13 protein-coding genes and 1 riboswitch are annotated in these 14020 nt (G+C 60.1%); of the genes, 4 read left to right on the top strand and 9 right to left on the bottom strand.

Features of this window, described 5'->3' with window-relative positions; genetic code table 11:
• Positions 1–12: 12 nt before the first annotated feature.
• The 4 genes from EC915_RS13020 to cpdA form a co-directional block, all read right to left on the bottom strand.
• Positions 13–1011 carry an esterase-like activity of phytase family protein gene (locus EC915_RS13020; protein WP_133750939.1) on the bottom strand — a complete coding sequence of 333 codons (999 nt, stop codon included), beginning with the start codon at positions 1009–1011 and terminating at the stop codon, positions 13–15.
• Positions 1008–2912, bottom strand: a complete 1905-nt coding sequence (gene parE / locus EC915_RS13025; RefSeq protein WP_133750940.1) for a DNA topoisomerase IV subunit B — start codon at positions 2910–2912, stop codon at positions 1008–1010. The genes EC915_RS13020 and parE overlap by 4 nt, the downstream gene beginning before the upstream one ends.
• A gap of 89 nt (positions 2913–3001) precedes the next feature.
• Complete coding sequence (locus tag EC915_RS13030; RefSeq protein WP_256658723.1) at positions 3002–3622, bottom strand: YqiA/YcfP family alpha/beta fold hydrolase; 621 nt, start codon at positions 3620–3622, stop codon at positions 3002–3004.
• 120 nt (positions 3623–3742) lie between these two features.
• On the bottom strand, positions 3743–4552 hold the full coding sequence (cpdA, locus tag EC915_RS13035; RefSeq protein ID WP_133750942.1) for a 3',5'-cyclic-AMP phosphodiesterase: 810 nt from the start codon (positions 4550–4552) through the stop codon (positions 3743–3745).
• Between the two features lie 86 nt (positions 4553–4638).
• Here cpdA and EC915_RS24835 point away from each other — a divergent pair, with 86 nt between their 5' ends.
• Positions 4639–4788, top strand: coding sequence for a hypothetical protein (locus EC915_RS24835; protein ID WP_166650979.1), 150 nt, complete (start codon positions 4639–4641; stop codon positions 4786–4788).
• 1 nt (position 4789) lies between these two features.
• Here EC915_RS24835 and EC915_RS13040 read toward each other — a convergent pair whose 3' ends face one another.
• Positions 4790–5242, bottom strand: a complete 453-nt coding sequence (locus EC915_RS13040; protein WP_133750943.1) for a DUF1249 domain-containing protein — start codon at positions 5240–5242, stop codon at positions 4790–4792.
• Positions 5233–5850: an NUDIX domain-containing protein gene (locus EC915_RS13045; protein ID WP_133750944.1), complete on the bottom strand. Its 618-nt coding sequence runs from the start codon at positions 5848–5850 to the stop codon at positions 5233–5235. The genes EC915_RS13040 and EC915_RS13045 overlap by 10 nt, the downstream gene beginning before the upstream one ends.
• Before the next feature lie 218 nt (positions 5851–6068).
• On the opposite strand from EC915_RS13045, the gene EC915_RS13050 reads away from it, so the two are divergent.
• Positions 6069–6815 (top strand): RsiV family protein, encoded by a 747-nt coding sequence (locus EC915_RS13050; RefSeq protein WP_133750945.1) that lies wholly within the window; start codon positions 6069–6071, stop codon positions 6813–6815.
• On the opposite strand, the gene cytX is transcribed toward EC915_RS13050, so the two are convergent.
• Together cytX and thiC are read right to left on the bottom strand one after the other, a co-directional pair.
• On the bottom strand, positions 6784–8073 hold the full coding sequence (cytX, locus tag EC915_RS13055; protein WP_133750946.1) for a putative hydroxymethylpyrimidine transporter CytX: 1290 nt from the start codon (positions 8071–8073) through the stop codon (positions 6784–6786). The two genes, EC915_RS13050 and cytX, sit on opposite strands and share 32 nt — an antisense overlap.
• A 151-nt stretch (positions 8074–8224) precedes the next feature.
• A complete protein-coding gene (gene thiC / locus EC915_RS13060; protein ID WP_133750947.1) occupies positions 8225–10126 on the bottom strand; it encodes a phosphomethylpyrimidine synthase ThiC in 1902 nt (633 codons plus the stop codon).
• Positions 10127–10297: 171 nt separating this feature from the next.
• A riboswitch (TPP riboswitch) is annotated at positions 10298–10402 on the bottom strand.
• Positions 10403–10567: 165 nt separating this feature from the next.
• On the opposite strand from thiC, the gene EC915_RS13065 reads away from it, so the two are divergent.
• The gene (locus EC915_RS13065; protein WP_133750948.1) at positions 10568–12007 is read left to right on the top strand and encodes a TolC family outer membrane protein; all 1440 of its coding nucleotides are present in this window, start codon (positions 10568–10570) and stop codon (positions 12005–12007) included.
• A gap of 124 nt (positions 12008–12131) precedes the next feature.
• Here EC915_RS13065 and waaA read toward each other — a convergent pair whose 3' ends face one another.
• Positions 12132–13412, bottom strand: a complete 1281-nt coding sequence (gene waaA, locus EC915_RS13070; RefSeq protein ID WP_133750949.1) for a lipid IV(A) 3-deoxy-D-manno-octulosonic acid transferase — start codon at positions 13410–13412, stop codon at positions 12132–12134.
• 245 nt (positions 13413–13657) lie between these two features.
• Between waaA and EC915_RS13075 the strand changes: the two genes are divergently transcribed.
• Positions 13658–13990 (top strand): multidrug efflux SMR transporter, encoded by a 333-nt coding sequence (locus EC915_RS13075; RefSeq protein ID WP_133750950.1) that lies wholly within the window; start codon positions 13658–13660, stop codon positions 13988–13990.
• Positions 13991–14020 lie beyond the last annotated feature (30 nt).

Consider the following 14020-nt stretch of genomic DNA (forward strand, 5'->3'; position numbering starts at 1 on the left):
GGATTGCCTGGGTCAAGGCTTGCCGCCCCAACCACCCTCGGGCGCCGCAAAGCGCCAGACGATGGGGCGTTTTTCACCGTCAGCGCGCGCACCGAAGTTGTTGTCGATGCCGACCCATGCCCCCGTGTCATCCACGACCAGCGCTTCGGTCAGGCCGTATTTCTGATCGTAGAGCCGGTTCGGCAGCAACGCCTCTTTGGCGAACGACCAGCAGGCCTCTAGCTGCCCGGTTTCCAGCGTGCGACGGCAGATGCGATACGCCGCCCGCTCAAGGGTGTACAACTTGCCCTTGTACAACGAGACGTCGGAAAAATCCTTGGCGACGGATTTGCCACCCAGTTGCGGCGGCAGAATGTCATTGCCGGACTCGGCCCGCAAAATACAACTCGCGCCACAGGTCCAGCCGTCCTTGTTCAACTTTGCGGTCAGCAGGCCGCGTTTCTCGCGCTCGGCCGCCAGCCATAGCTGATCGCCCGCAGGGCTGATGGCAATGCCTTCGAAAATCGCATTGAAGTGTTGCAGCATGCCCGCCGACTGCCCTTGCTGAACCAGTTGCTTGGGCAGTGGCAACCAGCTCGGCGCGCCGTCGACCGGCACTTTCAATACCGTAGCGAAGCCTTCGCTGACCAGGTAACGGTTACCGGCGGCATCACAGGTGACGCCCTCGAAATCCAGATCGCCACCACGAATCAGCGACGCAGCCTGGGCCATGCCACGCAATGTCGATGACAGCCCACTGTCGGGAATCGGTGGTATTTCGAGTTTCAGCGCACGGGCTTTCCATACCGTCGCCGAGGTATCGAGGCTGTACAGCAGCGTGTCATCGCGATCGGAAACCGTCCACAGCACACCGTTGCACGAAGCCAGACCGGACAGATTGCCGCCGACCATGTCGTCGACCGCATGCTCGGACAGCAACTTGAGTTCGGGCAGGGGCTTTTGTGCAAGCGGCTGCGCGGCGAATGCAGGCGTGGCGATCAGCAAAAAGGCCGCCAGCCAGCCTCGGATCAAACCAGCACCTCGGCAAGGTTGCCCTTGGATTCAAGCCACGTCTTGCGGTCGCCTGCGCGTTTCTTGGCCAGCAGCATGTCCATGATCTCCGATGTGGCTTCGAAATCGTCCAGGGTCAGTTGCACCAGACGCCGAGTGTTCGGGTCCATGGTGGTTTCACGCAACTGCGGCGGGTTCATTTCACCCAGTCCCTTGAAGCGGGTGACCTGCGGCTTGCCGCGTTTCTTCTCGGCCACCAGACGGTCGAGAATGCCATCGCGCTCGGCTTCGTCCAGGGCATAGTAGATGTCTTTGCCCAGATCGATTCGGTACAGCGGCGGCATCGCGACGTAAACGTGACCGGCGTCCACCAGCGGGCGGAAATGCTGGACGAACAAGGCACAGAGCAATGTGGCAATGTGCAGCCCGTCAGAGTCGGCGTCGGCAAGGATGCAGATCTTGCCGTAGCGCAGCTGGCTCATGTCCGCCGCGCCGGGGTCGACACCGATGGCGACCGCGATATTGTGGACTTCCTGGCTGGCAAGCACTTCGCCGCCATCGACTTCCCAAGTGTTCAGGATCTTGCCGCGCAATGGCAGGATGGCCTGGAACTCCTTGTCGCGCGCCTGTTTCGCCGAGCCACCCGCTGAATCGCCCTCGACCAGAAAAAGCTCGGAGCGCATCGGATCCTGCCCGGCGCAGTCAGCCAGTTTGCCCGGCAGCGCAGGGCCCTGAGTGATGCGCTTGCGCTCGACCTTCTTGCTGGCTTTGAGGCGGCGACCGGCGTTGCTGATCGCCAGTTCGGCCAGTTGCATCCCCATTTCCGGGTGCGCATTGAGCCACAGGCTGAAAGCGTCCTTGACCACACCGGAAACGAACGCCGCTGCCTCGCGGGAGGACAGACGCTCTTTGGTCTGGCCGGAGAACTGCGGCTCCTGCATCTTCATCGAAAGAACGAAGGCAATACGCTCCCAGACATCTTCCGGCGCCAGCTTCACGCCGCGTGGCAGCAGGTTGCGGAACTCACAGAATTCGCGCATTGCGTCGAGCAGGCCCTGACGCAGACCGTTGACGTGCGTGCCGCCCTGGGCGGTCGGTATCAGGTTGACGTAGCTTTCCTGAACGCTGTCGCCGCCCTCGGGCAACCACAACAGCGCCCAATCCACTGCTTCCTTGTTACCGGCAAAGACGCCGCAGAAGGGCTCCTCCGGCAGACGCAGAAAATCATTAACAGAATCCTGCAGATAAGAGCGCAGGCCGTCTTCGTAATGCCACTCGACCTTCTCGCCGCTGCTCTTGTCTTCGAAGCTGACCAACAGCCCCGGACACAGAACGGCCTTGGCCTTGAGCACGTGCTTGAGGCGGCTGACCGAGAATTTGGGGCTGTCGAAGTACTTGGGGTCCGGCGCGAAATACACACTGGTGCCGGTATTGCGCTTGCCCACGGTGCCGACAACCGACAGTTCGGTGGCTTTGAAGCCATCTGCGAAGGTCATCTCGTGCTCGGAGCCATCGCGCTTGACCCGCACCCGCACCTGGGTGGAGAGCGCGTTGACCACGGAAATTCCCACACCGTGCAGACCGCCGGAGAACTGGTAGTTCTTGTTGGAAAACTTGCCGCCCGCGTGCAGCTTGGTAAGGATCAGCTCGACGCCCGACACGCCTTCTTCCGGGTGAATGTCCACCGGCATGCCACGGCCGTCGTCGGCCACTTCCAGCGAATTGTCGGCGTGAAGAATGACCTGCACCGACCTTGCGTGCCCCGCCAGGGCTTCATCGACGCTGTTGTCGATGACTTCCTGGGCGAGGTGGTTTGGCCGTGAGGTATCGGTGTACATGCCCGGTCGCTTGCGGACCGGGTCGAGGCCCGAGAGGACTTCGATGGCGTCTGCGTTATAGGAGCTAGCGCTGGGATTGGCCATAGGGTCTCGTCATCAAGTCGTTCATGAAAGTTCGGAGTGACACTGTTCTACCTGTTTGTTCAGCAAAAACATCGATTCAAGCGCCGGGATCAAAGCGCCGAAAGGTCGATCGCCTGCAAAAGCTCGGGGGCGAATCCGGCAAAACTCAACAGGGTCGGCATTTTTTCCACAAACCCCTGGAAGCTGTGATCGCCGCCCGCTTCAATGCGCAGCGCACAGGCCCGATAAAATGCCTGGGCGCGCCGATAATCCAGCGTTTCGTCACCCGTTTGCAGCCATACCTGAATGCGCTGCGGATCCTGAGGGGCAGGCACTTCAAGCTCTGCCAGCGCATCCACATGGTCGTGCGTCAGCTCCCAGCTTTCGCCGGTGTAAAGGTTGCGTTGGGTGCCCAGAAAACCGTCGAACAGCTGGTGCGGGTTCACTGCCGGATTGATCAGCACAGCCTTGAGGCCATGACGCTCGGCCAGGTGAGTCGCATAGTAGCCGCCGAGTGAGCTGCCGACCAGTAATGGGCGCCCGCCCAGTTCTTCAATGGCGGTCTCAAGCTGGACCAGCGCCTGACGCGGATGATGGTGCAAATCCGGCACGCGCAATTGCTCGCCAAGCCCAAGCCGCGTCATCAACCCGGTCAGTTGTGTAGCCTTTTTCGACACCGCTGAGCTATTCAGCCCGTGTATATAAAGAAGAGTCGAGTGATCGTGGTTCACAACGTGCCTCCAGAAGCTGCGAGTCGTTTTGTCCCACAGCGGCAAAACCACGCAGTTTACAGGGACAAGCGCGGAAAGACTCATTAGTCGACGGTTTACCGCGAATTCAGGACGTTTCCTTCAATAACCAGCGCCGCTGAGATCGACCTCGAACAGGTCCGGGGCCACGCGCGAGACGCCAGTTTCGATCTGTCCATCGTCTCGCAGGCGCAACCAACGATAGCCCGGCGCCAGTGAGTCAACAGCAAAATCCACGCTGTCGGGCGCGAACTGGATGCAGGTTGAGGGCGAAGCCATCAGACGCAGTCCGTTGTGAGGCTGGTCGAACGCCTGATGCACATGACCCCATAGCAGCCCTCGCGCCTGTGGGAAACGCTCCAGCAACGAAAACAGGGCATCAGGATTGCGCAGGCCGATGGGCTCCATCCACGCCGCGCCCATCGGCACCGGGTGATGATGAAGACAAACCAGATGGTGGCGCTCCGGTGCCTCGCTCAACGCCTGAGCGAGCAATTGCAACTGCTTGTCTTCCAGATAACCAGGGACCGATCCCGGCACTGCCGAGTCGAGCAGCGTGATGCGCCAGTTGCCGATATCCACGACGGGGTCAAGAAAATCGCTGTGCTGGGCGGCGATGGACATCTCCCGCAACTCATCGTGATTGCCCGGTAGCCAGCGCTTGCGTGCATGAAGCCGATCGCTCGCCTCGCGAAACGCCTGATAGGACTCGACCGTACCGTCTTGAGACAGATCGCCAGTGGCGAGCACCAGATCGATCGGCCCTTGTTCGAACAGCACCAGATCGACCACAGCGCGAAGGCTGTCACGGGTTTTCATCCCCAGCAGCGTGCCGTCCGCTTCGGCAAACAGATGACTGTCGGACAGTTGAACCACCAACACGGAGGACGGGGTTGAGGATGCACTCGGCAATGGGCAGCTCCTTGAGCAGATATGGCCGGATTATGGTGTCAGATCGTCGCAACGGCAAACCGGAAAGAGGGTGACGGTTCTCATTTATGCGAGAGGCTGCCCGTGGCGCACCTGTAGGAGACGTCGCAGGCTACGACGGCAGCGAACGTGCAGTATCAATCACCCTTGATGTCACCGACACGGCGTCTTTCGCCGGCACGCCGATTTCCAACGTCATCAAGGTGGCGAAGAAGTGAGTCAGCGCACAACCTCGTACTCATGGCCGCACGCCAGACAGTGGCTGAGCCACTCGCCAAGGAAGAGATTCAACTGGGCCTTTTCATCAGGCTGGTGCATGTCGGCGTTGGGATACGGGTAGATGCCCTGAAAGCGCCGCGCATGCTCGGCGCCGATGACTTCGGCCATGCGCGCGTCGTGATAGACCTGCACTTCCAGCACCGGCACCGGCAGCCAGGGCAGGCTGTGTTCCTGGCGGACTTGCAGGGTGGTGGTATACGGGCAGTCAAGCATTACCTCGACCGCCAGCACACCGAGCATCTGATCGCCCTGAGTGACGGCCACCCGCCGCGAGCGTTGTTTGTTGCGCATGTCCGGTAACAGACGCATCAAGCGCGCGTAGTTCGCCTCACAGGCTGCTTGCAGCCCGGCGAGGTCGACACGGTAGCGCTCGCGCAGTAGATTCACGACCATAGCCCCCTGATTTCGGCGCGATTGAGCGCCAGCCACTGTATTGCGATGATAGTTGCCGCATTGACGATGCGACCGTCTTTTACCGCCTGCATCGCGTCATCGAACGACCAGACCGATACGCGGATGTCTTCGGCCTCTTCCTCCAGCCCATGCACCCCACCGGCCCCCTCGCTCTTGCATTTACCCAAGTACAGGTGCACGAATTCGTTACTGCCACCGGGCGACGGAAAGTACTTGGTGATCGGCCACAGCGCACTGAAGACAAGCCCAGCTTCCTCCTCTCCTTCGCGGTGAGCAACCTGCTCGGGCTCCTCTTTTTTGTCGATCAGGCCCGCGACCATTTCGATCAGCCAGGGGTTGGGATGCTTGCCGATCACGCCGACCCGAAACTGCTCGAGCAGCACCACTTCGTCACGCACGGCGTCATACGGCAGCACGCACACGGCGTCATGGCGCACGAACAGTTCACGCTTGATTTCCGGGCTCATGCCGCCGTCGAACAGCTCGTGACGCAGGTGCAGACGGTCCAGTTGGTAGAAACCCTTGAAGCAGTTTTCACGGTGGGTGATTTCGTGCTTGGTGGGTGTGGATCTAGCGTTATCGGTCATAAATTTCTCACTGCAAAGCACTCGTGACTTCGCGCCATCCTAACGTGCTGTCGCGCCGGATGCAGCCCCCTGAAACAGGCAAATTCGGCACTCAGGGTAGACGACAGCAGGGCAAAGGCACTCTAATCCGCCCAATGGCGAACTGATTGCGCCAGATACAGTCGAAGCCTGTTGCCGTTACCCCTGTGATGGCCCATATGCTAACGCCAAGGATCAACATGTCGTTTCTGAAGATCATTTCAATGGCCTGCCTGGCCCTGATACTGGGCGCCTGCCAAAGCCTGTTTCAACCCAACCTGCGCAGTCCGCTGACCGTTCAGCGCGACGCTTCCGAACTTGTCAAGCCCGGCTGCACCACCAGCGATTGCCCACTGGTCAATATTGATACCGTGCATTTTCCGGACGAACCGAAACTCGACACGATCGTCCAGCGCACCTTGCTGCAATTGACCCGCAGTGACAGCGATGGCCCAGTGCCGCCGACGCTCAAAGCCTATCAAGAGCAATTCCTGGCGCACGCCCAGGCCCGCAGCAGCAGTTATTTGCAAGCCAAAGTCCGCGAACAGCATGACGGTATCGTCATCGTCGAGCTTTCGAGCTATCTGGACACCGGCAGTGCGCAGGGCAATCCGGGCCGTGCCTTCATCAACTATTCGCGCCCGCAGCAGAAGGTGCTGACCCTGGCCGATATGCTGGTGCCAGGCCAGGAAGCGGCGTTCTGGGAAAAAGCTGAACTGGCGCATCACGCCTGGCAAATCAGCACCAAACTGGACAAGGACACTGAGTTCCAGAAGACCTGGCCATTCAAGCGAACTGCCAACGTCGCGCTGACGTACGGCGCAGTGATCCTGAAATATCCCGTCACCACCATCGCCCCGTACGCCATGGGTCACATCGAGCTGAAGATTCCTTATCCACAGCTCAATGGCATCATCAAGCCGGAACTGTTCCCTGGCCGGAGCTGATTGCCTTACCCAGCAGTAGCTGCAACATGCCAGCCATCACCAGGGCTGGCAATGTTGCACCGACGTCCGGGTAAAAATTAGCCAGCAGGTGATAGGTCGAAATCCCGCCCAGCCAGGCCAGCAGGCTCATCCAGCGCAATCCCACCGTTGCGGCGTCATGCCTGCGACGACGCAGGATGAAGTGATCCACCAGTACCACGCCAAACAGCGGCGCGAACACCGAACCGATGAGCAGCAGGAAATTCTGATATTGCGCCAATGGCGCGAAGCAGGCGATCAGCGTGCAGATAACGCCGATGGCCATTGCCAGATGCTCGACTTTGGCCTTCAACAGGATTCCGCTTGAAACGGCGGCCGAGTGAATGTCGGCGAAGGCATTCTCGGATTCATCAAGCAGGATCAGCAGCAGTGGAAGTCCCATTCCTGCCCCGGCCAGCGCCAGCAGCAGCGCGTTGCTTTCGCCACTCGGTGCGAAGGCCAGGGTGTAAGCAACGCCCAGTGTCATCAGCCAGAAATTACCGATAAAAAAGCCCAGCACCGTACCGCCGAACACGCCGCTCGCGCGCTTGCCGAAACGTGAGTAATCGGCAATCAGCGGCAGCCAGGACAGCGGCATCGCAATGGCGATATCAAAACCTGCCGCGAACGGTAGCGATCCGTCGCCAGCGCGTGACCAAAGCACGGCCAGATCCGCCTTGATCAGCAGGTTCCAGGTCAGCCAGGCGCACGCTGCGAGTAGCAACCAGATGCCCCATTTGCGCAGGATCTGCCTGACGAAAGTCAGAGGACCACTGACCGCCAGAAGCGTCGCCAGCGCACCAAATACCAACGTCCAGAGCAGCGGACTGGCCAAGAGGCTGGATTCAGCAAACACGCCCGCGCCCAGCAGACTGGCTGCATCGCGCATGACAATGATCTCGAATGCGCCCCAACCCACCAGCTGCAGCAGGTTGAGCATCGCGGGCAAGCCTGCACCCTTGGTGCCGAGGCTGAGCTTGAGCGCTGCCATTGACGAAAGACCGGTATCGCTGCCGACCACGCCCACCGCAGCAAGCAGCAGGACGCCCACCAGCGTGCCCAGGAAAATCGCCAGCATGGCGCCGTACATGCCCAGCCCCGGCGCGAGCAACGCACCGGTCTGCAGCACCATCAGGCCAATACCAAGGGAAAACCACAGGGAAAACAGATCGCGCCCGCCGAAGACACGTTTATCGGCGGGGACGGGAATGTCAGGTGAATAGGTGCCGGGTGTGTTCACGTCATTTTCTCGGATGAACAAAACATTGATGATCGTTCCCACGCTTTGCGTAGGCAGGCGCGCCCGGACGCTCCGCATCCCATGTGACGCGGAGCATCACCAAGGGGTTACCACGCGAAGCGTGGGAACGATCAGCGTCAGGCGAGGCGATTCAAACCTTCTTATAAAGCTGACTACCTTCCTGCTTGAAGCGCTCGGCCTGCTCGCGCATACCTTCGGCCACGGACAAGTCCACGGCCTCGATCTTCTGGTTGGCCGCGTATTCACGTACTTCCTGGGTGATTTTCATCGAGCAGAACTTCGGCCCGCACATGGAGCAGAAATGCGCGACCTTGGCCGAGTCCTTGGGCAGCGTCTCGTCGTGATACAAGCGCGCCGTGTCAGGGTCCAGACCGAGGTTGAACTGGTCCTCCCAGCGGAACTCGAAGCGTGCCTTGCTCAAGGCGTTGTCGCGAATCTGCGCGCCCGGATGGCCTTTGGCGAGATCGGCAGCATGTGCGGCGATCTTGTAAGTAATGATCCCGGTCTTCACGTCGTCCTTGTTCGGCAGGCCCAAGTGCTCCTTGGGCGTCACGTAGCAAAGCATCGCGCAGCCGAACCAGCCGATCATCGCCGCGCCGATGCCGGAGGTGATGTGGTCATAACCGGGCGCAATGTCGGTGGTCAGCGGGCCGAGGGTGTAGAACGGCGCTTCGTCGCAGCACTCTAACTGCTTGTCCATGTTCTCTTTGATCAACTGCATGGGCACATGACCGGGGCCTTCGATCATGCACTGCACGTCGTGTTTCCAGGCGATTTTGGTCAGTTCACCGAGGGTTTCCAGCTCACCGAACTGCGCTTCGTCGTTGGCGTCGGCAATCGACCCCGGACGCAGGCCGTCGCCCAGCGAAAAGCTGACGTCGTAGGCCTTCATGATTTGGCAGATTTCGTCGAAGTGGGTGTAGAGGAAGTTTTCCTGATGATGCGCCAGGCACCACTTGGCCATGATCGAACCGCCACGGCTGACGATCCCGGTAACGCGTTTGGCGGTCAGCGGTACATACCGCAATAGCACGCCGGCGTGGATGGTGAAGTAGTCGACACCCTGCTCAGCCTGCTCGATCAGCGTGTCGCGGAACAGCTCCCAGGTCAGGTCTTCAGCGGCGCCGCCAACCTTTTCCAGCGCCTGGTAGATCGGCACCGTGCCAATCGGTACTGGCGAATTGCGGATGATCCACTCGCGGGTTTCGTGAATGTGCTTGCCGGTGGACAGGTCCATCACCGTATCCGAACCCCAGCGAATGCCCCAGGTCAGCTTCGCCACTTCCTCTTCGATGGACGACCCCAGCGCACTGTTACCAATGTTGCCGTTGATCTTCACCAGGAAGTTACGGCCAATGATCATGGGTTCGAGTTCGACGTGGTTGATGTTGGCCGGAATGATCGCGCGGCCCCGGGCGATTTCCTCGCGCACGAATTCAGGGGTGATTTCTTTTGGAATGCTCGCGCCGAAGCTGTGCCCGGCATGTTGCTGTTTCAGCAGACCGGCCGCGCGGGCCTCTTGCAGCTTCATGTTCTCGCGGATGGCGACGTATTCCATCTCGGCAGTGATGATGCCCTGACGCGCGTAGTGCATCTGGCTGACGTTGGCCCCGGCCCTGGCGCGACGAGGGTTGCGCACGTGGGCGAAGCGCAGTTTGGTCAGCTCGGCATCGGCCAGGCGCTGCTGGCCGAAATTGGAAGTCAGGCCGGCAAGTCGTTCGGTGTCGCCACGGGATTCGATCCACGCCGAGCGCACATCACCCAGACCTTTGCGCACGTCGATCACGACGTTGGGGTCGGTGTAAGGGCCGGAAGTGTCGTACACGCAGACCGGCGCGTTGATTTCACCTCCGCTCTTTGTTCCAGAAAAATCAGTTGGAGTAGCGTCCAGGCTGATTTCACGCATGGGCACGCGGATGTCCGGGCGCGAACCCTGAACGTAGATTTTCTGCGAGCGGGTGAACGGCTGAACCGACCCCGAATCGACCTGGGCTGACTCACTCAGATTGGCGTTTTTTAGTGTTGTACTCATCACGGGCTCTCCAGACATCATCCAGCGGCGGATTGATTTGTCGGAGCTTGAGCCTGATTCGAACGGACGGAGGCAGCCGGATACGAACACCGATGCTGAGAATCGAAAGGCGAGGACTGTTCAAGAAATGAACAAAGACGACCCCGGACGACACTCAAGAGGACTCGCCGGGAGACGAGAAATCTTGTTCCCTACGCAGGCGCTAACCTGATCAGGTTCAACGGGATCCGGATTATCCGATCTCAGCCTCATAGCAAGGCACCCCGACAAGAACGGCGTCAGTCTAGACGTCGTACGCCGAAAACACCAAGAGCGGAATTCAAACGCCCGTTAAAAGCCTGTTTTAGCCAATTGTTGTCGCGACTTGGCGGAACTACACTCGCTTCGCGGCGCCAAAGCCGTTTGCACCTGATTCAGCGACAACAACTCTAGGAAATGTCTATGCTGCGCAAACTTTCACTGGCCATTGCCGTGTCGTGTGCTTCGAATGCAATGGCGGTGGCAGCGGACTTGCCTATGCCGACCAGGACCGGACTGGTCAGCGTCTATCAGGAAGCCGTCAACAACAACGCGGACCTGGCTGCAGCGCGGGCCGATTACGCCGCGCAAAAAGAGATCGTGCCCCAGGCCCGCGCAGGCCTGCTGCCGAATATTTCCGGCGGTGCCGACATAAACGACACGCGCACCAAGATCGATCAGCCCTCCGCTGTGATCAACCGCAGCGGCACCGTCTATCGCGCCACCTTGAGCCAGCCGATTTTCCGTGCCGACCGCTGGTTCCAGCTCAAGGCGGCCAAGGACGTCAACGAACAGGCCCTGCTGCAACTCTCGGCCACTGAACAAAACCTGATTCTGCAAAGCGCCGAAGACTACTTCACGGTGCTGCGAGCGCAGGACAACCTGGCCTCGACCAAAGCTGAAGAGGCGGCGTTCAAACGGCAGCTGGATCAAGCCAACGGGCGCTTCGATGTCGGTCTTTCGGACAAGACCGACGTGCTGCAGGCTCAGGCCAGCTACGACACTGCCCGCGCATCGCGCATCGTTGCCCAGCGTCAGGTGGACGACGCGTTTCAGGCCTTGATGACCCTGACCAACCGCGAATACAACTCCATCGAAGGCATCGTGCACACGCTGCCGGTGCTCGCGCCGACGCCCAACGATGCGAAATCCTGGGTCGACACGGCTTCGCAGCAGAACCTCAATCTGCTCGCCAGCAACTACGCGGTCAGCGCTGCCGAAGAAACTCTGCGCCAGCGCAAGGCCGGCCACGCACCGACTGTCGATGCCGTGGCTCAGTACGAAAAAGGCGATAACGACCCGCTAGGCTTCAGCAATCCCAACTACACCGGTCAAGACTTCCATGGCAGCGTCGAACAACGCAGCATCGGCCTGCAAGTGAACATCCCGATCTACAGCGGTGGCCTGACCAGTTCGCAAGTGCGTGAAGCCTACGCCCGCTTGGGCCAGAGCGAACAACAGCGCGAAGGCATGCGGCGTCAGGTGGTGGAAAACACCCGCAACCTGCACCGTGCAGTAAATACCGATGTGGAACAGGTGCAGGCGCGCAAGCAGTCGATCATCTCCAGCCAGAGCGCGCTGGAGGCTACCGAAATCGGCTATCAAGTGGGCACGCGCAACATCGTCGACGTACTCGACGCGCAACGCCAGCTGTACGCCTCGGTGCGCGATTACAACAACACCCGCTATGACTACATCCTCGATAACCTGCGTCTGAAACAGGCTGCCGGGACTTTGAGCCCGGGGGATCTGCAGGACCTGTCGCGCTTCCTGAAGCCTGACTACAACCCGGACAAGGACTTCCTGCCGCCGGATCTGGCGAAAGAGGCGGCGAAGAATTTTGAACGGCCGAGCGCAAGGTAAGCAGTTGATCCGCCGAGAGGATGATCGTTAGCGCGGATCGTTTCTGTATTCTGCCCAAAGAGCGTGGGCGTTCAGCTGGCGGGCAAGCTTGCTCCTACGGGCTACGCCCAGAATCAAAAGCGGTTCAGTGCAGGGCCAGCAGTTTCGCGATCCCATCCAATAATTGCTGCAACGCCCCCTGATTGGCTTTCATCACCTGCAACCCGGCGTCTGCCATAGCCTTGGCCTGCTGCGGCTGTTCGATCAGTCGCTGCACCACCGCTGCCAGCCCTGCTGAATCACTGACCTCTTCCAGCGCCCCGGCATTGCGCAGCATCGCAGCGATTTCGAGGAAGTTGAACAGGTGCGGACCGCTCAGAACCGGCTTGTCCAGCGCCGCAGGCTCCAGCAGGTTATGCCCTCCGTTGGGTACCAGACTGCCCCCGACGAACGCGATGTCAGCCAGGGCGTAGAGAAACAGCAACTCGCCCATGGTGTCGCCCATCAGCACCGACGTCCCGTTTATCACAGGCGCGTCCGTTGACCGACGTACGCTGGCAAAGCCCTGCTGCTGGCTCAATTCGAACACGCTATCGAAGCGCTCAGGGTGGCGCGGTACGAGAATCAACAGTGCATCAGGATGGTTTTTCAGGACGTCGCGATGGGCGGACAGCACCACTTCATCCTCACCCGCATGCGTACTGGCGGCGATCCACACGGGCCGCGCAGCCGTCTGCCAGACCTCACGCTGTCGCGCCGCACGCTGCAGCAACTGCAGGTCAATGGTCAGGTCGAACTTGATCGAGCCGGTCACTGTGACGCAGTCAGGCCGGGCACCGAGATCACGAAAACGCCGAGCTTCGGTTTCGGTCTGCACGGCAATCAGGCTCATTTCGGCGAGCATCGGTCGGGTAAGCCTGGCGAACTTTCCGTAGCCGCGCGCAGAACGCTGCGACAGACGCGCGTTAGCGAGCACCGTCGGGATACCCCGCTTTGCACATTGATGAATGTGGTTGGGCCACAGCTCGGTTTCCATGATCACGCCGATCTTCGGCTGGACATGATCGAGAAAACGCCCCGCCGCCCAAGGGAAATCGTAAGGCAGGTAGCAATGCTGCACGCGCGGCTCGTTGGCAAACATCGACAGGATGCGCTCGGAGCCGGTCGGCGTCATGCAGGTTATGGTGATCGGCAGTTGTGGATAACGCGCCAGCAAGGCGCGAACCATGGGCGCGGCGGCAATACTTTCGCCCACCGAAACGGCATGCACCCAGATGCCGCCTGTTTGCATCGGCGCCAGCCCGTGGGCGAAACGCTCACCGATACGTTGCGCGTAAGCCGGGGCTTTGCGCGCCCGCAACCATAGGCGCAGAGCGATCAGGGGCAGACCGAGGTGCAACAGGATGCTGTAGAGAGTTCTATTCATGGGCGCGGAGTTTATCAGCCAACGGCCTTCAGATGATGGGCAAAGCGTCGAATGCACCGGCTTCATGGGCTTGTGCTTTTCCATCGGCACGCCTGGCCTCGGTTATCCGAAACTGGCGTGCGCTGTAGAGATCGAACAGACTCACCTCCTGACCGGCTTCGGGCGTTGGCCATCGCAACCTTTACCGCCTTCGCGTTCCCAGCCCCGCCGGAATCGAATACTGCTTTTTTGAAGAGAGTTGCATCATGTCTGCCTACTACCTGCTCGCCATCGCCATCTGTGCCGAAGTCATCGGCACCGTCTCCATGAAAGCCGTAAAAGGCCTGAGCACACCTGTGCCACTGTTACTGGTGATCGTGGGTTACGGCGTGGCGTTCTGGATGCTGACGCTGGTGGTGCGCAGCATCCCGGTGGGCGTCGCCTACGCAGTCTGGGCAGGCATGGGTATCGTCATGGTGAGCGTCGCTGCGCTGTTCATCTACGATCAGAAACTCGACCTGCCCGCCATCGCCGGCATGGGCCTTATAGTGGCGGGCGTTGTGGTCATCCAGCTGTTCTCGAAAACGGCAGGTCATTAAAGCCGGCCTTGAAAAGCGGCTCATTGAAAA

It is taken from the genome of Pseudomonas sp. LP_7_YM (genome assembly GCF_004364435.1).
In the GTDB taxonomy this organism is placed as follows: domain Bacteria; phylum Pseudomonadota; class Gammaproteobacteria; order Pseudomonadales; family Pseudomonadaceae; genus Aquipseudomonas.